The organism is Bacillus sp. 17RED48 (assembly GCF_019837545.1).
GTDB classification, from domain to species: Bacteria; Bacillota; Bacilli; order Bacillales; family Bacillaceae_G; genus Bacillus_A; species Bacillus_A wiedmannii.
Map to the genome: position 1 here is coordinate 343,464 of NZ_JADAXG010000004.1, position 21,120 is coordinate 364,583.

20 protein-coding genes and 5 pseudogenes are annotated in these 21,120 nt (G+C 35.6%); 10 read left to right on the forward strand and 15 right to left on the reverse strand.

Features of this window, described 5'->3' with window-relative positions:
- Positions 1–31: 31 nt before the first annotated feature.
- From ILT06_RS18760 to ILT06_RS18795, 8 genes are all read right to left on the reverse strand, one after another.
- Positions 32–466: a BrxA/BrxB family bacilliredoxin gene (locus tag ILT06_RS18760; protein WP_000063705.1), complete on the reverse strand. Its 435-nt coding sequence runs from the start codon at positions 464–466 to the stop codon at positions 32–34.
- An 83-nt stretch (positions 467–549) separates the two neighbouring features.
- The gene (locus ILT06_RS18765) at positions 550–933 is read right to left on the reverse strand and encodes a thiol-disulfide oxidoreductase DCC family protein (protein WP_000634876.1); all 384 of its coding nucleotides are present in this window, start codon (positions 931–933) and stop codon (positions 550–552) included.
- Between the two features lie 3 nt (positions 934–936).
- Complete coding sequence (locus tag ILT06_RS18770) at positions 937–2,064, reverse strand: conserved virulence factor C family protein (RefSeq protein WP_064473949.1); 1,128 nt, start codon at positions 2,062–2,064, stop codon at positions 937–939.
- A gap of 164 nt (positions 2,065–2,228) precedes the next feature.
- The gene (locus ILT06_RS18775; RefSeq protein ID WP_064473950.1) at positions 2,229–2,567 is read right to left on the reverse strand and encodes a single-stranded DNA-binding protein; all 339 of its coding nucleotides are present in this window, start codon (positions 2,565–2,567) and stop codon (positions 2,229–2,231) included.
- 158 nt (positions 2,568–2,725) lie between these two features.
- The gene (locus ILT06_RS18780) at positions 2,726–2,980 is read right to left on the reverse strand and encodes a DUF4318 domain-containing protein (RefSeq protein WP_222655364.1); all 255 of its coding nucleotides are present in this window, start codon (positions 2,978–2,980) and stop codon (positions 2,726–2,728) included.
- A gap of 154 nt (positions 2,981–3,134) precedes the next feature.
- Positions 3,135–3,866 (reverse strand): Bax inhibitor-1/YccA family protein, encoded by a 732-nt coding sequence (locus tag ILT06_RS18785; RefSeq protein ID WP_001260655.1) that lies wholly within the window; start codon positions 3,864–3,866, stop codon positions 3,135–3,137.
- Positions 3,867–3,941: 75 nt separating this feature from the next.
- Positions 3,942–5,837: an ABC-F family ATP-binding cassette domain-containing protein gene (locus tag ILT06_RS18790; protein WP_064473952.1), complete on the reverse strand. Its 1,896-nt coding sequence runs from the start codon at positions 5,835–5,837 to the stop codon at positions 3,942–3,944.
- A complete protein-coding gene (locus tag ILT06_RS18795) occupies positions 5,834–6,481 on the reverse strand; it encodes an HD domain-containing protein (protein ID WP_000165957.1) in 648 nt (215 codons plus the stop codon). Before ILT06_RS18795 ends, ILT06_RS18790 begins: the two co-directional genes overlap by 4 nt.
- Positions 6,482–6,590: 109 nt before the next feature.
- Here ILT06_RS18795 and ILT06_RS18800 point away from each other — a divergent pair, with 109 nt between their 5' ends.
- Positions 6,591–7,355 carry a hypothetical protein gene (locus ILT06_RS18800; protein WP_222655365.1) on the forward strand — a complete coding sequence of 255 codons (765 nt, stop codon included), beginning with the start codon at positions 6,591–6,593 and terminating at the stop codon, positions 7,353–7,355.
- A 302-nt stretch (positions 7,356–7,657) separates the two neighbouring features.
- Here the strand turns inward: ILT06_RS18800 and ILT06_RS18805 are convergent, their stop codons facing one another.
- Complete coding sequence (locus ILT06_RS18805) at positions 7,658–8,623, reverse strand: N-acetylmuramoyl-L-alanine amidase (protein WP_064473954.1); 966 nt, start codon at positions 8,621–8,623, stop codon at positions 7,658–7,660.
- Between the two features lie 177 nt (positions 8,624–8,800).
- Here ILT06_RS18805 and ILT06_RS18810 point away from each other — a divergent pair, with 177 nt between their 5' ends.
- The gene (locus ILT06_RS18810) at positions 8,801–8,938 is read left to right on the forward strand and encodes a DUF3956 domain-containing protein (protein ID WP_000443221.1); all 138 of its coding nucleotides are present in this window, start codon (positions 8,801–8,803) and stop codon (positions 8,936–8,938) included.
- A 658-nt stretch (positions 8,939–9,596) separates the two neighbouring features.
- Here ILT06_RS18810 and ILT06_RS18815 read toward each other — a convergent pair.
- On the reverse strand, positions 9,597–10,112 hold the full coding sequence (locus ILT06_RS18815) for a DUF3231 family protein (RefSeq protein WP_000512143.1): 516 nt from the start codon (positions 10,110–10,112) through the stop codon (positions 9,597–9,599).
- A 280-nt stretch (positions 10,113–10,392) separates the two neighbouring features.
- Between ILT06_RS18815 and ILT06_RS18820 the strand changes: the two genes are divergently transcribed.
- A complete protein-coding gene (locus tag ILT06_RS18820) occupies positions 10,393–10,722 on the forward strand; it encodes a WGxxGxxG family protein (RefSeq protein ID WP_088046773.1) in 330 nt (109 codons plus the stop codon).
- A 588-nt stretch (positions 10,723–11,310) separates the two neighbouring features.
- Positions 11,311–11,937: a hypothetical protein gene (locus ILT06_RS18825; RefSeq protein WP_000069270.1), complete on the forward strand. Its 627-nt coding sequence runs from the start codon at positions 11,311–11,313 to the stop codon at positions 11,935–11,937.
- Positions 11,938–12,190: 253 nt separating this feature from the next.
- Here ILT06_RS18825 and ILT06_RS18830 read toward each other — a convergent pair.
- The 4 genes and pseudogenes from ILT06_RS18830 to ILT06_RS18845 form a co-directional block, all read right to left on the reverse strand.
- A pseudogene (locus ILT06_RS18830) lies at positions 12,191–12,728 on the reverse strand (site-specific integrase).
- Positions 12,728–13,197 (reverse strand): annotated as a pseudogene (locus tag ILT06_RS18835) (ArpU family phage packaging/lysis transcriptional regulator). The pseudogenes ILT06_RS18830 and ILT06_RS18835 overlap by 1 nt, the downstream one beginning before the upstream one ends.
- 27 nt (positions 13,198–13,224) lie before the next feature.
- The gene (locus ILT06_RS18840) at positions 13,225–13,395 is read right to left on the reverse strand and encodes a hypothetical protein (protein ID WP_048563596.1); all 171 of its coding nucleotides are present in this window, start codon (positions 13,393–13,395) and stop codon (positions 13,225–13,227) included.
- Between the two features lie 159 nt (positions 13,396–13,554).
- Positions 13,555–14,211, reverse strand: coding sequence for a DUF6944 family repetitive protein (locus ILT06_RS18845; protein ID WP_000431217.1), 657 nt, complete (start codon positions 14,209–14,211; stop codon positions 13,555–13,557).
- Positions 14,212–15,262: 1,051 nt separating this feature from the next.
- Between ILT06_RS18845 and ILT06_RS18850 the strand changes: the two genes are divergently transcribed.
- The 6 genes and pseudogenes from ILT06_RS18850 to ILT06_RS18875 form a co-directional block, all read left to right on the forward strand.
- Positions 15,263–16,228, forward strand: a complete 966-nt coding sequence (locus ILT06_RS18850; protein WP_222655366.1) for a BclA C-terminal domain-containing protein — start codon at positions 15,263–15,265, stop codon at positions 16,226–16,228.
- Between the two features lie 515 nt (positions 16,229–16,743).
- The gene (locus tag ILT06_RS18855) at positions 16,744–17,301 is read left to right on the forward strand and encodes an exosporium leader peptide-containing protein (RefSeq protein ID WP_088046629.1); all 558 of its coding nucleotides are present in this window, start codon (positions 16,744–16,746) and stop codon (positions 17,299–17,301) included.
- A gap of 294 nt (positions 17,302–17,595) precedes the next feature.
- Positions 17,596–18,462, forward strand: a complete 867-nt coding sequence (locus ILT06_RS18860) for an exosporium protein D (protein WP_088046628.1) — start codon at positions 17,596–17,598, stop codon at positions 18,460–18,462.
- 604 nt (positions 18,463–19,066) lie between these two features.
- Positions 19,067–19,567, forward strand: a pseudogene (locus tag ILT06_RS33110) (hypothetical protein); the annotation flags it as partial.
- A gap of 262 nt (positions 19,568–19,829) precedes the next feature.
- Positions 19,830–19,910 (forward strand): annotated as a pseudogene (locus ILT06_RS33115) (exosporium leader peptide-containing protein); the annotation flags it as partial.
- 90 nt (positions 19,911–20,000) lie between these two features.
- A pseudogene (locus ILT06_RS18875) lies at positions 20,001–20,285 on the forward strand (tyrosine-type recombinase/integrase); the annotation flags it as partial.
- A 240-nt stretch (positions 20,286–20,525) separates the two neighbouring features.
- Here the strand turns inward: ILT06_RS18875 and spoVS are convergent.
- Complete coding sequence (gene spoVS / locus ILT06_RS18880; RefSeq protein ID WP_000427790.1) at positions 20,526–20,798, reverse strand: stage V sporulation protein SpoVS; 273 nt, start codon at positions 20,796–20,798, stop codon at positions 20,526–20,528.
- Positions 20,799–21,120 lie beyond the last annotated feature (322 nt).

Consider the following 21,120-nt stretch of genomic DNA (forward strand, 5'->3'; position numbering starts at 1 on the left):
AGAAAAGAGGGAGATTTACTCTCCCCCTTCTTTAGCAATTCTTTTCAAAAGCTTGTTCTAAGTTCGTAATAATTTCGTCCATAGTTGCACCTTCAATTTCATGACGGTGAATGAAGTGAACAACTTCTTTTCCTTTTAATAATGCCATAGATGGTGAAGATGGAGGAATTTCTCCGAAGTATTCACGCATTTTTGCAGTAGCATCTTTATCTTGGCCTGCGAATACAGTTACAAGATGATCAGGTTGTTTTTCAGCACGAACAACCGCTTGACCTGCTGATGGACGTGCTAAACCAGCTGCACAACCACAAACAGAGTTTACAACTACTAAAGTTGTACCTGCCGTGTTTTCCATAAATTCTGTTACAGCTTCTTCTGTAGTTAACTCTTCAAACCCAGAACGCACTAATTCTTGACGCATTGGGATTACCATTTGACGCATGTATTCTTCATAAGCATTTGACATCTTGTAATCTCTCCTTCAACTTTCATTCCAAATTCATCATATCACGCTCTATTACTAGGTGCAAAAGAAAGATTACGATGATTTCATTTTTTTGTAGGGATTTCACAAACCCCTTCACGGCAATGTCCAACTGGGACAAGTTTTCTATTGTTAGCGATATAATCGTATACTTTACTTCCAAATCCAAGTACAATAGATAGTTTGATAAAAGGCACGGCAAACCAGTAAGATGGAACAGCCTTTGCTAATACATGTATGCTATGAATCCCGTCATACCACTTATTATTTTTTAAAATATACAATCTTTGTTCCATCTTGCTTTGTAGTTCTTGAGAGAGTTCATACTTCTCAACTACATCTTCATCTCGAAATGAAACAAATTTCATCTTACCCTTTTTATCTAATTTTTTCGTACGTTCTGCAACCGCCGTACACATCGGGCACCAACTATCATAGAAAACAATCATACATTATTCTCCTTTACGAGACTCCGTCATTTGTTTCCATACAGAACCTTTTGCTTCTTCTCCGCCTTCAATACGCTCTAATGCTAGACGCGCTTGCATCGCTACTTCAAACTCTGGATCATCCTGCGCTGCTTTTAATGCCGGAATCGCACTTTCATCTCCAAGTTCAAATAAGAACATCGCTGCACGCCAGCGTACTAATTTACTTGAATCTTTCAGAGATTTAATCATAACGAACATCGCTGCTGGATCACCTACGTCAGATAAGCAATCGCCCGCTGTACGGCGAACACTTACTGAACGATCTAATAACGCTTTATATAATAACGGCAATACTCCATCACCTTTTACCATACCTAAATACGCTGTTGCTAAACGGCGGATCGAAACTTTTTCATCATCTAACGCCATCTGCAACACTAGCATATCTTCTTCAGTAGGATCCATTTGTTCTAATGCCGCAAAACGGTTTTTCCAGTCAGCATCTTTCATCATCTCTTCTGTTACTTTATATGGCTCACGCTTTTGAATCGTTACTTCAACAGCACCTGCCTGGTTTAATAATTCTTTAACTGTTTCATTTACACGTTCTTCTGAATAAGCAGCAACAATCTCTTCCACTACTTCTTTCCCGATTTCTTCAAAATTACCGTAACGTGTACTTTGTTCCACCCATTTACGTTCTTTTACAACGTTTGGTGCAGACATTTGAACTTTCATAATTGATTCTTTAAAACGATCTGGTAAGCCAACACGTTCTTCTGTTGTTCCATCTGTTAACTTTACTTGCATTGGAATTGTAAAGAACATTTGAACAAACACTTTCACTTCTCCAAAATGAGCAAGTTGTTGTCCTTCACTCTCTTCTACTACCTCTTCGCCGAAAACAGCACGAACTTGTTGTAATAAAACTTTCCAATCAAACTTTGCATTTCGCTCCACTGCTAAAAAGTCGGCTACATGATATACACCTTTAATGCCTTCAATTTTCAAAATTTCTTGCACTTGCATTGGTGCTTGTTCTTTATTTTCATTTGTATAATTATTACGCGCTCCTGATGGTAATACTTCATTCAAAATAACTTTCATTGTATTTGGACTTGGCGTCGGTTCAATTGCTTTAATCTTCACGTAAAAAACTCTCCTTTATTGCATGTTCTTAGCTGTATTGTAACATGTTCCACCTCTTTAAACCTACTCGGATGCTTTATCTTGCTGATTTCTTTCAATCATCATACTTTTCATTCTTTCTCTTTCCACCTAATTCCCCCAAACCCATTGTTTAAAATCCCATCTTATTGCGATGCACCCTCCCGCCTTCTCTCCAAAAATGTAATGCTCTCAATTACAACTTCCGTTTTATATATTCTCTTACCTTGATCATCCTCGTAATTACTCGTATGAATACGTCCGGTAATTCCAACAAGAGACGCCTTCGTACAATATTCAGTTACATTCTCAGCCGATCTGCGCCAAACGACACAATTAATAAAATCTACTTGTTGCTCACCTAAACTATTTCGAAAACCTCTATTCACCGCAACACATATTCGTGCATAAGCGACCCCTTGCTTTGTGTAGTATAATTCTGGCTCCTTTGTCAATCTACCGATTAATACAACTCGATTCATCATATGTTATACCACCTCACATATTTTTCTTTATTGTAAAGAAAAATGTATGAAGGGTAAAAAACGTAAAATAATATATTTTAAAGTAAAAAATATTATTTTATATGCTGTAAAAGAAAAAAAGAAACCTTACATATATTAAACATGTAAGGTTTCAAAATTTATACTTCACTACAGGAAATGTAATATCCACCGCGAGCCATCTTTATCTCAACACGATACATTACATTTTCTAAGTAAAAAGTAATCGGTTTAACTTTACTCTCAAAATTCAATTGTTCCTGACATTCAACCACATACCTTTCGATAGCGGAAATAATAACTTCTGATGATGGATACGTTAAAGCATCTTCTAGTTCTATGAAAAAACTTTTAGAAAATAGTTTTTTCATAATCCTTTTCTTCTCTTTCATCATATTCCATCCCCCTTCAATTTGAGTTACCAACAACCATATTATACCATTACCGAAATTAACTTGCATTAACAGGCAGTATAAGCCTCACTGATTAAAATTTCACTCTATCTTTGAAAATAAAAAAATCCTGCATTTTTCATGCAGGATTTTTTTATTAGTCATTTTTCGTAAAGTAAGAAACGAAACGAAGAATTTCTAAGTATAACCAAACTAATGTAAGCATTAGTCCCATCGCAGTGTACCACTCCATATATTTCGGAGCTTGACTACGTACACCATTTTCGATTAAATCGAAATCTAGTAATAAGTTTAATGCAGCAACTACGATAACAACTGCACTAATAATAATACCAATTGTACCGCCTTGGTGAATGTACGGAACAGTTACACCAAACATGTTTAGTAGAAATACGACTAAATACATAACCATAATTCCAAGTGTTGCTGCCATCACGCCTGTACGGAATTTATCCGTTACCTTTACTACACGCGTTGCATATAACACTAACATTGCAAATAGAATTGAGATTGTTAGTAATACAGCATTTAAAACGATAGAATCGCCAAACTTCATTGTATAAACCGCTGAAATACTACCTAATACAACCCCTTCTACTGCCGCATAGATTGGTGCACCAAAAGGTGAAATACGTGGGAAGAACATAGACGCAAATGCGATGATTGCCGCAACGATTAAAGCACCAATTAGTACTGGCATCTTCATCGTCCCCTGCATCATCTGTATGTATGAATAGACAGACGTTGCAAGTAGCAAGATAAGCATAATAAACGTTTTGCCTACTGTTCCGCCAATCGTCATCGCAGAAGCACTTGCTCCCTCTTTACGGAATGCCTCTTTTTTCAACATTGGATTAGATGTTCTCATTTTTTCCCTCCTAAAATAGGTTCTACCAATAGTGTAAAGTTTTTCTCTTTACTTTTCAATATATGCAGCTTGTTTTTATTTTAATCCTTCAACGATGTCTGATAGTTCACTCCATCTTTCCATCGTTTTTTCTAGCTCTTCTTCTGTTTTTTGCTGTGCTTCAGATAATTCTTGTGCCTTTGTGAAGTCAGATCCAACTTTCGCAAGTTCTTCTCCAATTGACTCAATTTTCTCTTCTAGTTCGGCAATTGTATCTTCAATTGTTTCCCATTCACGCTGCTCCTTGTATGAAAGTTTACGTTTACGTTGTTGTTTCGGAGCTTCTTCTACCACTTTTTTCTCTTTTTGAACTTCCGCCTTCTCAATAAGTTCTTTCGTCTTTTCCATTTCTAAAAAGTCCGTATAACTACCTAGGAATTCACGCACTTCGCCTCCACCACTAAAGATGAACAATTCATCTACTACTTTATCTAAGAAGTAACGGTCATGCGATACAGTTAAAACGACACCTGGGAAATCTTCTAAATAATCTTCCAGTACTGTTAATGTTTGTGTATCTAGATCATTCGTAGGTTCATCCAGTAATAGTACGTTTGGTTCTCCCATTAAAATACGTAATAAATATAAACGTCTTCTTTCCCCACCAGATAGTTTACCAAGCGGTGTACCATGTGAGTGCGTCGGGAATAAGAAACGTTCTAGCATTTGAGATGCACCAATTACTTTTCCATCTGTCGTATGAATAACTTCTGCAATCTCTTTAATGTATTCAATCATACGCTGATTTAAATTCATCTCTTCATTTTCTTGCGTATAATAAGCAACTTTTACAGTTTGTCCTACTTCAACTTCACCACTATCAGGAGCTAACTTGCCTGCAAGCATATTTAATAGAGAAGATTTTCCGCTTCCATTCGCTCCAATGATTCCGATACGATCTCCTGGTTTCACAATATGATTAAAGTTGTGTAATACCGTTTTATCACCGAATTTTTTCGTTACATCTTTTAACTCAAGTACTTTTTTACCGAGGCGACTGCCGCTAAGCGCAATATCAACTGACTGTTTTGCAGCTGGTCCTTCTTGACCTTTTAACTCATCAAATCGTTGAATACGTGCTTTTTGCTTTGTCGAACGAGCTTTTGCACCGCGGCGGATCCATGCTAGTTCGCGGCGATATAAGTTTTGACGTTTTGATTCTTGCGCAATTTCTTGTTCTTCACGAAGTGCTTTCGCTTCTAAAAATGTACTATAGTTTCCTTCGTAACTATATAGTTTACCATTGTCTAATTCAAAAATACGGTTTGTCACACGATCTAAGAAATAACGATCATGGGTTACAAGTAATACCGCACCATTATATCTTGCTAAATATTCTTCCAACCATTCAACTGTCTCATGGTCAAGATGGTTCGTAGGCTCATCCAAAATTAATAAATCAGGTGTTTCAATAAAACATTGCGCCATTGCAATACGCTTTTTTTGTCCACCAGATAGGTTTCCAACAGTTGCTGTAAAATCAGTAATTCCTAATTTCGTTAATAACGATTTTGCATTCGCATTTGCTTCCCATGCACTCATCGCATCCATACGTTGCTGCACTGCAAATAATTGTTCCTGTACTTTTTCATTACTTGGATCTTTTTCGATATTTAATAACGATTGTTCATAATCACGAAGAAGACGAATTAAAGGTGTATCACCATGGAACACTTGCTCTAATACTGTTAGTTTTTCATCAAACTCTGGTTGCTGTGATAAATAACTAATTGTATACCCACGGGAATGCGTCATATCACCTGTATCAGGAGTTTCTAACCCTGCAATAATTTTTAATAATGTCGATTTACCAGTACCGTTTACACCAATAATTCCGACACGTTGTCCTTCTGTAATACTACATGATAATCCATCAAATAACGGTTTTTCTCCGTATGATTTCGATAAGTTTTCCACAGTTAACATTTTCATATTTGTGCATTCCACTCTTTCATAAATTGTTCAATAAACTGTTCCATATAACGATGACGAACTTCAGCCTCTTGCTTTGCTGCGTTCGTGTTCATTAAGTCTTTTAGTTTCAAAAGTTTTTCATAAAAATGATTTAAAGATGGATCGTTATTTTTTCTATATTCATCTTTCGTCATCACTTCACGTGGAGGAATAGTTGGATCATACATTAATCTCCCTTTCGCTCCACCATACGCAAATGTGCGAGCTATTCCAATTGCTCCAAGAGCGTCTAAGCGATCCGCATCTTGAACAAGCTTCCCTTCAAGTGAATCCACTTTACCGCCATGACCACCTTTATAAGACATATTGGCAATGATATGAAGAACATGTTTACTTTCCTCTGCTTCAACATGTAACTCTTCTAACCAATCAGAAACTTTTTTCATTCCTGCTTCTTCACTTTCATTTAACTTCTCATCTGCCACATCGTGAAGTAATGCTGCCATTTCAATTATAAAACGATTTCCCCCTTCTTGCTCGGATAAAGAAATCGCCAGTTTATGTACGCGTTCAATATGATACCAATCATGCCCACTCGCATCTTTTTCTAAAATATGTTTTACAAAAGTAATTGTTTTTTGAATCTTTTCTTGTTTTGTCATTTTATCTTCACCCAGTTACTTATTGTAACACGCCCGCATTTTTTCATCACATATTTTCTTGTCCGCCCATACACTGGGTGGTAGGCATCATCATGAAGGAGGAATAAATATGTTCTATAATAACCAACCGCCTTATCCACAACAACCATTTTACCCTCAGCAACAGGACCAAAGATACACACAACAATATGAAAAACAAGAACAACAATATGAACAAAATCCATACGCAACACCACAAAATCAAGAAGCTAATTATCAACAAAACGCATACGACACACGTCCTAATTATGAATATCCTCAAAACCCATATGCAGCACCACAAGATCAAGAACAACAATTTCAACAAAATCCATACGCAACAACGCAAAATCATGAAACTGAATATCAACAAAACTTATACGACACACGTCCTAATTATGAATACCCGCAAAATCCATATGTAGCACCTCAAAATCAAGAACAACAATTTCAACAAAATCCATACACAACTCAGCCGCAAATGTATCAACCAAACTATGACGCGCGTGTTTCACCACCGGCACCTCAAACGATCGATCCAACACAACCACAAATTTTGCCACCAGGACCAACACTCGATATTACACAACCTCAAATCTTACCCCCTGGACCAATTACAGAACCAACACAACAACAAATCCAGCAAGTGGTCGGTACACAGTTTTTACCTTTAAAGAAACCTGTACTAGATTTCGTAAAACCTTGGGTAGATTACGGTTTAAATGAAGCAAAACATACATCACACAAACACGCTTTAACAGAAGTTGCTGCGATTATGTTTTTAGTTGGGAAAGGATTCAACCCGACGATTGCACATTATATTGTGGAATCTTGGGAAAAGAATGAGCAGTTTTAAGGGTGTTCATTTGATAAAACATAAAAAATATAAAAGTGCCAAATCCCTTATACCACAAGGGGTTTGGCGCTTTTTAGTATCCAAAATATAGTTTATTAGAATAATTATTTTTATGGATTTTCATACTTTTTTATATAATACGTGAACAAAATGTGAGCAAATATGTGAACATAAACGGCACACGAAACGCCTTTACTATTTTGAATTTCATATCAGGGCAAACCATTTACTTTAACTTTTAGATTCACAGTAAACCCTAATTCTTCATCATCCAAAGTATGTCTAAACTTGGGCATACTTTTTCACTTCATATATACGTAGACTTCACATGCAGTTACATAGTATATTTTCCCTTGGCTGTTGTGTACTTTATATTGCGGTGAGCCATTAACACTTATTTTGGCATCGATAATGAAACCAAGTCCTTCATCTACAGTTCCAGCTACATCTTTATCAGACCAAGAAGCAGAATCATAGAAGCGAAGGTTGTCCACTTTAGAAACAACGCGTTTTCCTACTTCAGAACTTGCAGCAGAAGTTTGTTCCCCTTGATATTTAATGTAGGATGGATTGTTATAAATCCATTGATTACCACCAAGATTTAACCAATTACCTTGCTTTCCCCACACTTGATAGGATTCATCTTTACTTAATTGACGGATAATACCGTAATTTGTTGATGGTCCATTTCTAAGGTTTACATTATATCCATCGATATAAGCAAGCCCTGTTGTCCATGTTACGTTTTGAGAAGGTTCTTGTGGTTTTGGTTTAACTGTAACTGTTTCGCCTTCATACGCCTTTTGTACATCCGCTCTGAATTGTGATTCTGATACACCATGACTACGAAGGTAATCAAGCGGATCTTCGTGGTCGGTTCCACCTAATTTGTAAGTAATATCTTTATGTGTCCATAATCCTTTGCTTGGATGAATTCCTCTATCTTTTAAAATTTTAGCTAATAGTTTTATATAACGTTCATAAGAAGCTTTAAATTTAGCTGGATTACTAGTTTCAGAAAGCTCTACGTGAACAAATCGTTTGTTAGCAGCTGGTCCAGCACCATAAGCGATATATTTTGTATCAGCAATTTGGATTGTTTCATCCCAATCTACTGCATAATGAACAAAGGCAGAGCGCCATGTATGAGACTCATACTTTTGAATATTAATTGCTGGTGCTTCTGGTGTTGCTGTACTATGTGCTACAACGCCCTCATACGCGCCTACACCGTTGCGATACGCTTGTTTCGGCAAGTCTTGGATAATATATGATGTGTTACATTAGATGGTATTTTAACTATCTTTCCATTAAATGGGTTGAGTTGAGTTTGTTTTGTTAGAACAAGGTAAATCTATCAATTCTATTAAATCCATCAATTTAACTATTACATATTCATATTCAATTCATATACTGTAGTAGTTTGCTAGAAAGGAGGCGTAACCATGGAAAGTTGCGTTGTGTTTGTAAATGGCCAACCTTTTTTAGTTCTTACAGTAGCAGGTATCGAGATTGCTAGATTAGAGATTTCTCTTCAAGTAGCATTAGCTCTAAGAGTGCTTGGAATACCGATTTGTGATTAATTAGCATATCAAAAGAAAAAGAGGGATTCAGCCCTCTTTTTTATTTTCTTATCTTTCATTTGCACCAATTTGATTCATCATTGACCCATTACGTTCATGGCATTTACAACCATCACGTATCGTATGAGAAGCCTCTTTAAATCCACAACTTTTATTCAAGCACCATTTTTTAAATGGTATTTTCAAAGTACAATCTCCTCCAAAATAAAAAGAACCTGAATGGATGCTCTGATATCAATTATTTATTTGTATTTTAATTACGGTAAATGAAGTTTTACCCTTCTTCCAATCACCTAATGTTGCTGCACAAATCTTTTTATGCATTATTAAGTAACTGGAAGAAGAGCTAAAGCCCTTCTCCGTTTATACAACGTAAATTGCAATTGAATGTAAAATTAAGAAACAACTGTTCATCCAATCTGCAACCATCGCCACCGGTTATGACGATCCATTTTCAGTTATCAGGAATTTTATAAGTGATGTTTTCCGCCACTACTCACAATACAAATATATCACGTTGATTCCTAAACAGCCGGCACATTTACTGCCAAAAAGCGGTCACGACTCTGCCACTTATTTTAATTCACTAGTAACCTTTATTTTTCTAGACAACTTCACTGCAACAGTCATAAAGAATAGATTGAATTTTATTTAGGTATTATGCTTGATCTGATTGTAGAACATGTAATGGAGGTGGAATAATCCAACCTTTTTTCTTATTTAGACGAAGTAATATAGCTCCAGCTTGTGCTTTTTTCATATGAAATTGACCAAACATCATTCCAACATCTTCTCGAAGAGATTGTCCCATAGCTTGACTACATGCTACTAACCCAGCAGCAAGATCCATAGAAACTTTAGCTGCAATTTCCGCATCATTAATACGAGCACCAGGAGGAATCGTTTCAATAGATGCAACTGGTCTTTCTGGAGGTGCTGGTGGTAATGCAACACCATTCAATTTTAATATATTTTTTAATTCTTCAACTTCTGATTGGATATCATTCTCTACAAGGTTTTCTAAAAATTTCTTTAAATCCTCGTCTCCTGTGTGGTTAATAAGAACTTGATATCCAGCAATTGCACCTTGTGCCGCCGCAAGGTAACTCCAAATCCCAAAGACTTCTCCATAGTGCATTGGTTCATTTTGTGGATTTCCACTTAAAATACCCATAAAAATATTCCTCCTTAAAGAAATTAGACTTTTAGCAACAATACTTACTATAGAAAAAATTTTCCTAACCATGTTCTGGATTAAAGAAAATAAGTTCTTATAACTCATAAGGAACACCTTACCCAAATATAGTAATTACCTCTCATAGAATGTACAGTTACCAAAAATTTATTCTTATAAATAATAAATACATTTCAATTCAAATGGTTTTATATATTTTCAAACGAATATTGCCTAAAAAACTGGAGACATTACTGAATATGAAAGGAGGGGGAAAACTATGAAGAAAAAACTTTCATCTATTTTAGGTGCCCTATTACTAACTATTACGGTTTTTGGTACAAGCGTCCATGCTGAATACGATGGATATAATACGAATAGAGTTAACAATAATAATACTACAACTCGAGTTAATGACTATAACACGAATAGAGTTAATGACTATAACATGAATAGAGTTAATAATGATGTGAGAACTCGAAATGTAAATACGACAAATGATTTAAATGATAATCGTGATAAAAATAATAATTGGGCTTGGCTTGGTTTATTGGGACTAGTAGGATTATTCGGTCTTAGAAAAAAAGACAAAGATCCAGAAACACGTTAATGTAGAACATTGCATTTAATTTTAAAAGATATTTATTTATCAAAAGAATACAAAATGAATCGCCTTTAATAAGGCGATTTTTTATTTTTTAAAATCAATAAGAATCACAATAAACAGATGCAATTAATCGGAAACAATGAATTTCTCAACTTAATAGTAATAGAACATTACATCTATTTGACGAACTACGCTCCTTTTTTATGCCTTTTCTTCACTTACCCATATCTTATATTGTGTGTAACTGACCCTAGCGTGAAATCCCTTGCTATCATTGATTTCATTTCACTTTCTCTTTTGAGTTACACAGTACAAAAATTATGAGTAACTGTATAGGGATACCACCAACATTTTGCAAAATAACCTACGCTGTGTAAAAAAATAAAATAAGCTGCCCATATGGACAGCTTGTTTACATATTTCTCGTTATTGGAAGTTAAATTTTATCAGTTTTTCCTTCTTTGAGTACCTGTATTAATTTTTATAACTTATTTTTTTAATTAAGAAAAACCCTTTAGGTTCCCATAAAGGCAATTATGTCCAAACTAACTAATTCCTTTTCTATATAGTATTAAAAAAGGAGGTGAGAAAATGAGTAATAATGAGCATAAATCTTTAAGTAAAAATAAAGTGAAAATAGAATCGGCACATCAAGAGTGTATTGACCGTGCTTATCGTATTCCCATATTTTTAAGTACGACAACTCATTTAAATGACAACCAACAACGGTTTCTAAACCGTCTAATTTTAGAAATTGAGTATGCTTTGCTTTTTCCACGTACATTGCCTTTAAGTGAAAGTTATCCGGAATCCATTTTAACTGATATTCGTCGTCTAGTTTCATCAAGCTATGGAATGTTGGCAGTAAACCTTCGTCGTTTTAAAATTCAAACAGTTGACGTCAATGTAGGACCTCTTCCACCATCAACTCCATTCTGGGTAGGATCAGTTTATTCACAAGTAGAACCTTCAATGGCTTTTCAATTTGGTCTACCCTTATTATTAGTAAGAGAAGAAGATACTGACGTAAATAATGGAATTTGGGCAGGCGGAATTGCCCCACTTAACCTATTTATAGTTTGGCATTCTGAAACTCAAACTGTAGACCAATTCTTTAACACTCCTGAATGGAGATCAGCTTTTGCAAATTGGAGTGCACAAGTAAGAAATGCTTTTTATATTCAGACAGAACCTAAGTTCAAGTACAGTTGTGAATGATAAACTGGCCCTTTAGTTTTCTAAGGAACACATGAATATTCTATACAAAACTAGTTAATATAACGTCCTATTATCGGTAGCAAGGAAAAAGTGGCCCCTTACTCTGACAAGGGGACCTACTCCTGGTGCGGGTTTTCGAGTTCTCGTTTGTTACTGGATTAGTCGAAAACTGTATAAAATTTTGTATGCTCTTAGCGTGGTTTTTTCAACAATGCTGGCAATACCCCTAGATTTAAAAAGAAAAAAGCAATGATTAGATTTTAAACCTAATCATTGCTTTATCCATTGCATCTTGATTTACACCTATATAACGTAACCTTCTCTGACGAATGATTAAATATTTCCATAAGTAATGCTATGTTTTTCGTTTACATGTACATATGATACCCATACGTCTTTCTTAACGTATGGGTTCCTATTTCATCTAACCCAAACTCTGCCGCTGCTCCACTTAATATCTTATATGCCATGCTACGACCAATTGGACGATTCTTCCCTTGTCTACTTTGTAATAAATACTCATTGTCTTCTCTTTCTTCCATAAACCATTTAAGTTCTCTTTTCAGTGCTGCAGTAATTTGTATTCGTTTTTGTTTCCCTGTTTTCTTTTCCCTCATAGATATATGACTGCCTTTGACATCCCCTACTTTTAGTTTCAAAATATCTGAGATTCTAAGACCTGTATTAATACCCATAATGAAGAGAATGTAATTACGTAAGCTTTTTTCCTTAAAGTACTCTTTTAGCTGTTGTATTTGCTCTGGATCACGTATCGGTTGAACAAAATTCATTATTTATTACCTCCCGTTTCTTCTGTCTCGTAAACTTCTAATCCAAGTGCAAAAGCAAGTTTATAAAACGCTTTGGACTTCCAACGTCGATAAGTACGCTCTGACATCCCTATTTCGTTATAAACCATGTAATCACATACGTCCTCTTCTTCTAAATAGCGTTTATAAATAATATCTCTTTGAATGCTTCCTGCACGTCCGTTCCCTAATCGATTTAAAAATTGATCTATACGTAATGATATTCTTTCAAGCCACTCTTCTCGTTTGCTTTGTTGAATGTTTGTTCTAATGGCTTACCAACTGCATGTGTAGGCCCGTGTTCACGCATTTCATAAGAAGGAGTGACTTTCATTTCTTTACGCATCATCCCAAATTGCCTATGTATACGTACACTTTCCAACACGCCTTCTAATTCCTCTTGTGTTGCCGTTCTATCGATTTTTGGTAAGAAAGATAATTGTTTAGTCATGTAAGACCACTCCTTTTTATTTTTTAATTACTTTTGTCTTAAAGCTCCACGTCTACGCTCATAACGCGGCCCATAAAATCCCATTAAATCTTCAATGTCACGATTGCTTAATTTCTCTTTTCGTTTTTTCTTATTTTTCTTCTTTGCTTGTTTTGATTGCTTTTCCCACTCACGTAACTGATCTCTTAGCACCTTCATTTCCCCATCCCCTTTTTTAAAATAAAAAGGACACCTATTCTTAAAACAGCTTTAATTACTGCTTTAATGAATTGGTGTCCTCTAGTTTTCTAGCCGGACTATATTCTGTTTGCTTTCACTTTAAAAGAATTACTGTTTTAACTGTTCTATTAAATTACTCTATTCATCGTTCCCTTCCAATTCCTCACTCTCTTCACGTATTTGTCCAATTAATGAAATTACAGAACCAACTGCTTGAACCCAACTTCCTATAATATCTATTAGCTTTCCTTCTTCATTTTCATTAGTTTCGTTGTTTACCTGAGTGTTTGTATCTTTCTCCACATCATTTACATTACCTTCTTTATTAGACTGGTCCTCATTTCTGATACTTTTTAATTCGTCAATACCCCCTATTGCCTGTAATGAATTCCCAATTGATTGTAATAAGTTTCCTATAATATTTAAGTGTTCATCTTTATCGGATGTATCCTCAAATTCATCTGCTAATGCTGTAAGTCCACCCAATGCTTGCGTCCAATTCCCGGCAATCACTAATTTAATTTGTGTTTCCTCTTTAAAATCAATAATTAATCCAGATATTACAGTGACGTTACCAATCGATTGGATTTCATTACCAATTTGTTCAAGAGAAACTTCTCCTTGACCATCAGCCTCTAAGGCATTTCCAACAGCCTGTAATACGTTTCCATAAACATTTAAATCCTTTCTTACATTACTGCTTATAAAATCAAAAGGCGTACTTCCAATAGCGGAAGTAATTGTTCCTATTGCTGCAACCCATGCACCAAATATCTCTTTAAATTGGTTCTCCATTTAAAACATATCCCAGCATTAAGTAATTAATATAATCCTATTCAATTACTCATCTCACTGGTAATAATTTCAAATGTCTCTTTACCATCTCCTTTTTTATAATAATGTCTTATAAAAGTACCTTTTTAGGAATTATACGTATTTATTAAACGTAATTCTATATTGCTTTTATACATATTACTTAGCATTGATTGGATTGCATTATTCGGAATATGGTGGTCTGCATTCTTTCATTAAATGCATCTATCCACTGAATAAAACTCAATATTCCATCCATACTATAGATAACCCATCTTTAATGTGCTGTAACCAGTTAGATCTTATTTAAGACTTAGCAGTTAGCTTTTGCTAGCTGCTCTTTTATATTGATTTAATAATAAAATTTAGGTCTTATTTCTTTTTTTACACCATATGCTTCTAACCTAGCCCCAGCTCAAAGTGTTACCTCCTATCTTAAAGAGCACTTATGCATGGTGCTCTTTTTTAGTTTCTATATTTCTACAAAATGAAATTTTTGTTTAGTTTTCTTTCCTGCATAATATTTCGATATCCGTTTATACTATAGTTGTATCCTATGCTACTTCTAAAAGCGTACAATGGAGCAGTTAGCTACTTCAGCTAGCTGCTTTGTTGTGCCAAATAATTTTTTATTTCTCAACAACCATTATTAGAATTAAAATCCCAATAATGGTAATATGAAAGTAACTTTCAGTCATAATTATTAACATGTCAAGTGTTGTTCCCTTTTAAAAGGTCCTGTGTCAACCAGGGCCTTTTAAACTTGTTCCCTACTAAAATAGCTTTTTCTTCAAATACTTCACGCACATGAAAAAATTACATTTGGTATCACGTACTCTTTTACACTAAGAGATTTGATCCGAAGAGCACTTATATATAGTGCTCTTTTTGGTATGGAATGTGAAATAAAGGCTTGCTCTTAAAACCTTTTATGTAATTATTATATTTTTCCTTACACCCGTGTGGTTGTTTACTCATAAGTTGTTAAAGTATAAATATAAATTGGTAGTTAATTTATAAGGGAGGTGAAAAAATGAGTAAATTTAAAAAGAATTGTCACATACCCTTTCCATGTGCCTTTCCTTTACCTCAAATAGGGCCTACCGGCATAACCGGAGCGACTGGACCTTCTGGTGGACCTCCGGGGCCTACTGGACCTACTGGAATAACTGGAGTAACCGGACCTTCTGGTGGACCTCCGGGGCCTACTGGGCCTACCGGAATAACTGGAGTAACCGGACCTTCTGGTGGACCTCCGGGGCCTACTGGACCTACCGGAATAACTGGAGTAACCGGACCTTCTGGTGGACCTCCAGGGCCTACTGGACCTACCGGATTGCCAGGAACTGCTGGACCTCCGGGGCCTACTGGGCCTACCGGAATAACTGGAGTAACCGGACCTTCTGGTGGACCTCCAGGGCCTACTGGACCTACCGGATTGCCAGGAACTGCTGGACCTCCGGGGCCTACCGGAATAACTGGAGCAACTGGGCCTTCTGATGGACCTCCAGGGCCTACTGGACCTACCGGATTGCCAGGAACTGTTGGAGCTACTGGCCCTACTGGGCCTACCGGACTTACAGTATCTGGGTTATCTCATTATGCTTATGTTTTCAATACAGCAGCTCAAGTTGTTGCCTTAGAAGCACCTATTCTTTTTAATTCACATGGTAGAATGACATCTGGTTTTACTCATACACTGGGAACTTCTCAATTAATGGTTCTTAATGCAGGAGATTATAAAATTTCTTTTTCTGTATCAGGAGTTGAGCCTAATCAATTCACACTTTTTTTAAATGGTGCTCCGGTTACCAGCGCAGTTTATGGATCAGGTGCAGGAACTCAACCAAACAACGGCCAAACAATCCTCGCTTTAGCTGCAGGTGATATTATTACCCTTAATAATCATACTTCCGCTGCTGCAGTTACTTTGCAGACTTTGGCAGGTGGAACACAAACGAATATAAATGCTTCGATTGTAATTGAAAGATTAATTTAATTTAATGATTTATTTCTTGAAACTCTAGCAGTTAATAACCTAGAGTGGATTCTTTTTTTAACAAGCAGTTAGCTTTTGCTAGCTGCTCTTTTAATTAAAATAACGCTTTTGTTTAAAACTTTTCACATTTAAACCAGACAAGCATATGTTATTTTATGGAAGCTTCCCATTCATAGCATTCTACCTTTCTTATTTAAGAGCACGCTTATATGTGTGCTCTTTTGTATTTGCTATGAAATAAGAATTTTATTTAGTTGCCATTAACCTTTTTATCCACTTTGAATATAGTATTATCATCCAAGTGAATACACAGGTCGCCCTGGACCAGCCTCCTTGTATTCCTTGTATTCCTTGTACACAGAACCCGTTATAACTAGCGGGTTCTGTATATTTTTATCTATACAATAACTATTTTATTTAATTTATAAAATACAAGCGCTTGTCCATTTCATTTTGTTCTACCCCTACATTTACTATTAGTAATAAGAACTGACCTTTTCAGAGGTGAAAATATAATGGACGAGTTTTTATCTTCTACTTCAATAAACCCTAATTTAGTTGGACCTACTTTACCACCCGTTCCACCATTCACACTACCGACTGGGCCGACTGGACCGACTGGATCACTATCAGTAGCTTACGGAACTTTTTGGCAAACGGAAATCATTACAGTCCCTTTCGAATCCCCTTTTTCTTTTAATCAGGCTGACCCTATGGTGGGGGGAATTTCTCTGTTAAATCCAACCACAATTAATATCAAACAAGCTGGGGATTATCGAATTTCTTTCATTTCCTCGATTAACTTGACTGTAGCCCTTTCATTTCCTTATTCGCCTACCATTTCTATACTATTAAATAACAGTCTGATTCCAAATTTCAAAGCTACTTTCGGTCTTTCAATACTAGATCCAGAGGATGTAGATTGCGCTCAACTCATTGGAGACACTATTTTATCAGTCCCAGCCAACTCAACACTTCAACTTATAAATAATAGCTTTGTAGGCGAAACAGCCATTCGTACATGCGATAATGGAATAAATGCTTTAGAATTAAACATTATCAAATTAAACTAGTACAAGTACGCCTTTAAAACTAGGTGTTATTATGGCATCTAGTTTGCAATTTCCAATGAAATTTTTGTACAAAGAATACACACAAAATCAAAAATAAATTCATAAAATATTTTATATTCTTTTCTTTTAGAATGAATAGTCTTTACAGAGCACTTCCCGAAGTGCTCTTACATTTACATATCAAATAACGTTTTTAATTAATTACGAGAGCGGATTTTATTATTTTGTACAATCACTCTATTCTTCTTTTAATAAAATATATAGATATCTCAAAGAAAGGAGAGCGACATAAGTATGGCTGATTATTTTTATAAAGATGGTAAAAAATATTACAAAAAACAATCGTATTCTCACCACCAAAAAGACAACTGTTTTATTGAAACCCATACATTATCTGGTTCTAATACAACTTTAAATTTCAGCGTACCAGCTAACACTACAAGAACTGCTTTTGAAGATTTCACCAATAACCACAATAAAACATTACTTGATCTTCGCATTCCCGGTACTTCCCAACCAATTGAAGTAACTATCCGAACAAGAAGTTCTCGTCTGCCGATTACTGTAACAATAGTTGCAGGTGAAACCAAGGTATTCCAAGTAGAGGATTTCCATAGTCTCACTCTCACAAATGATACTAATATCAATAGCAATATTGGTATATTCATTCAAAAAACATTTTGTATCTGTTGCAATAATCAAAATGATTCTCGTAACAAGTATTATAAAGAACAATCAAATTCTCACTATCAAAAAGATAACTGTTTCATCGAAACTCATACCGTAGCTGGTTCAGAAACTACCCCAACCGAAAATGCACCTTTAACTATTATCGTACCCCCTGACACTTCAAGAAGAGTTTTTGAAGATTTCACTAATAATCACAACAAAACATTACTTCAAATATCTGTTCCCGAAGATGTCTCCCCCATCGAAGTCACTATTCAAACAAGAAAATCTCCTACACCAATTATCGTGACTCTTGCTACAAATGAAACAAGAGTATTTCAAGTAGAAGATTTTCAAAGCCTTACTCTCACAAATAATACCGAATTCCTTAATTTCATTGAAGTGTTGATTAAAAAGACATTTTGTATCTGCTGCAATGATAGAAATGATTCGTGCGATGAATATTACCGTGATTACGAATGTGAATGTTAGATTGACTCCCCAAAAGAATCCTTATAAAGGGTTCTTTTTCTTTTACCTTAGTATCATCTAATCATTTACATTTGTTCAACATTTCATCTCTTAACAAAATTCCAATTTAATTAATATCCTACAAAATAATACTTTCATTAAAAAATCATTCATATTTCACTTTACGAATAATCTTTTTTATATCGTACATACTATCTGCAAGCCGATTTCCCACGGCTGTACTCTTTCCAAACGGAGCTCTCTCCTCCGTACCACTTGAGGACAGGCGGGTAACTTAATTAGTTGCCTGCCGTTTTTACGTATAATCGTAAAACTTCTTGTCCATACTTTTTAGAGAAAACATCTTATGCCATTTGGAGCGACCTCCAGCACATGATATTTGTACGGCCGTCCCTATAAAAGGAGCGGTCTTATTTTATCTTTGCTTGCCCCTTTTCTATTCAAATAACGTTTTTTTTTAATCCCATTGCCTAATTCCTCGTTTGTCCATTTCACTTTACTCTATCTTCACATTTACTATTAGTAATACGAATTTTTCAGAGGTGAAAATATAATGGACGATTTTTTATCTTCTGCTTCAATATATCCTAACTTAGTCGGACCTACTTTACCACCAATTCCTCCATTCACACTGCCGACTGGGACTACTGGACCTGCTGGACCCATCGGTGACACTGGACCGACTGGATTTAATCGGGTTACAGTGGGGACTAATGTTACACCTCTTCCCACATTATCAACTCTAGATTTGCTTGTTCCGCTTTCACAATTAACAATTACCATAGATGTCCCTGGTAATACCGTCAGGTTTATAGTAACAATAAATTCGGGGACTACGTTTTCAAGCGTAAGTAGCAACCCACTCGATGGGACTTTAGTATCATATCGAATTGATCGTGTTGCACCACCTATAGCTGTTTCCGGCGCTGCTAATACAGATTTTGACTTTACAACTACTACTTTTACAGCTTTTGATAACCCTGGAGTAGGAACTTTTACTTATGTACTAAGTGCAAGTTTAATACGTGTAACTACTCCTCCAGGTACGAATAACGAACGCATAACCAATGTTGTCTTCACTGCCGAAGAAATTACTCCTAATTAAATACCAATAATACTGATTTTCCGAACGAAAATTCCCTTTAGATCCCCTGAAGGGAATTTATTAAATTTCTCCAGATACATTTGATAACACTATGTTAACTTATAGCTGAAATTTCCGGAGGAATTATGCATAATTTACATATCAAATACCGCTTTTATTTAATTTTTAATTTTAAACATTACTATTTATTTTCCTTCTCTAATTTCATATTTCACTTACAAGTTTCATTTACTAATAGTGATTTAATTTTTGGAGGTGAAATATGTCAAAAGAAAATCAAGTTAATTCGTATGAAATCTTACAAGGAGCTACATTAGATCCAAGTTCTATCAGCCCTACATTACCACCTACTCCAACTTTTACAATACCTACAGGGCCCACCGGCAATACTGGATCTACCGGCGACACTGGGCCTACTGGTAACACTGGACCTACCGGCAATACGATACACTCGCCCTTACATATAGATGCTCCTCATCGCTTTTTGAACGATCACTATAAAAAAGCTGGTGTTCCTCGAATTCGTATACACGACTTGCGACATACTCACGCTACACTCATGCTTCAGGCTGGAGAACACCCTAAAATCGTACAAGACCACTTAGGGCATTCATCTATTCAAATGACTTTAGACAAGTATAGTCACATCACACAGAACATGCAGCAACAAGCGGCGGAAAACTTCGAGAGCATAATAAAATCTAATGAAAACACCTGATAACAAATGAAAAGATTTAATGTGAGCAAAATGTGAGCATCGAGGTAAATCACCACTTACAAACCTTGATATAATAAGGTTTCTCATGCTATATTGTGGAATCTTGGGAGAAGAATGAGCAGTTTTAGGGGTTTTTATTCTCACAAAACTATAAAAGTGTCACAAATGCCTATTTCATAAGCATTTGTGACACTTTTTGTTTGTTATGTTAAATATCATTTCAATACTGAATTACTGCAGTTACCTTTTCCTTCTAGGACCTACAATTAATTTAATTGCCGTTCTTTCTTGATCATTAATAGTAACCTCTTGAAATGCTGGAACAAAGGCCAAATCAATACCACTTGGAGCAACAAATCCTCTTGCGATTGCAATTGCTTTAATCGCTTGATTTATAGAACCCGCCCCAATCGCCTGAATTTCCACATTGCCACTTGTTCTTAGTACACCAGCTATTGCACCTGCTACTGAATTTGGTTTTGATTTTGAAGATACTTTTAATATATTTTCCATGTAAGTTGCTCCCTCTATTATTTAATCGCTCTTTTGTTACGGTTTAAAATATTTCAACGTATCTTTTACTACTATTCACACCAAAAGCAAACAATGCTACATATGTACATTCATTCGATACTTTTCGTCTTCTTCCTGCCCCACTACGTAAATAAAAGAAAACAACCATAAACTCTAATATGCAAACATTTCAAAAATAGACATTCACTTAAACGATCACATCATTGCAACTGAGGCTACTGGTTTTATTTTTACATGTGAAATTAAAATAAGCATTCCCACTATACTTTAACATTTCAAGATATTCCACTGATATTTTTAC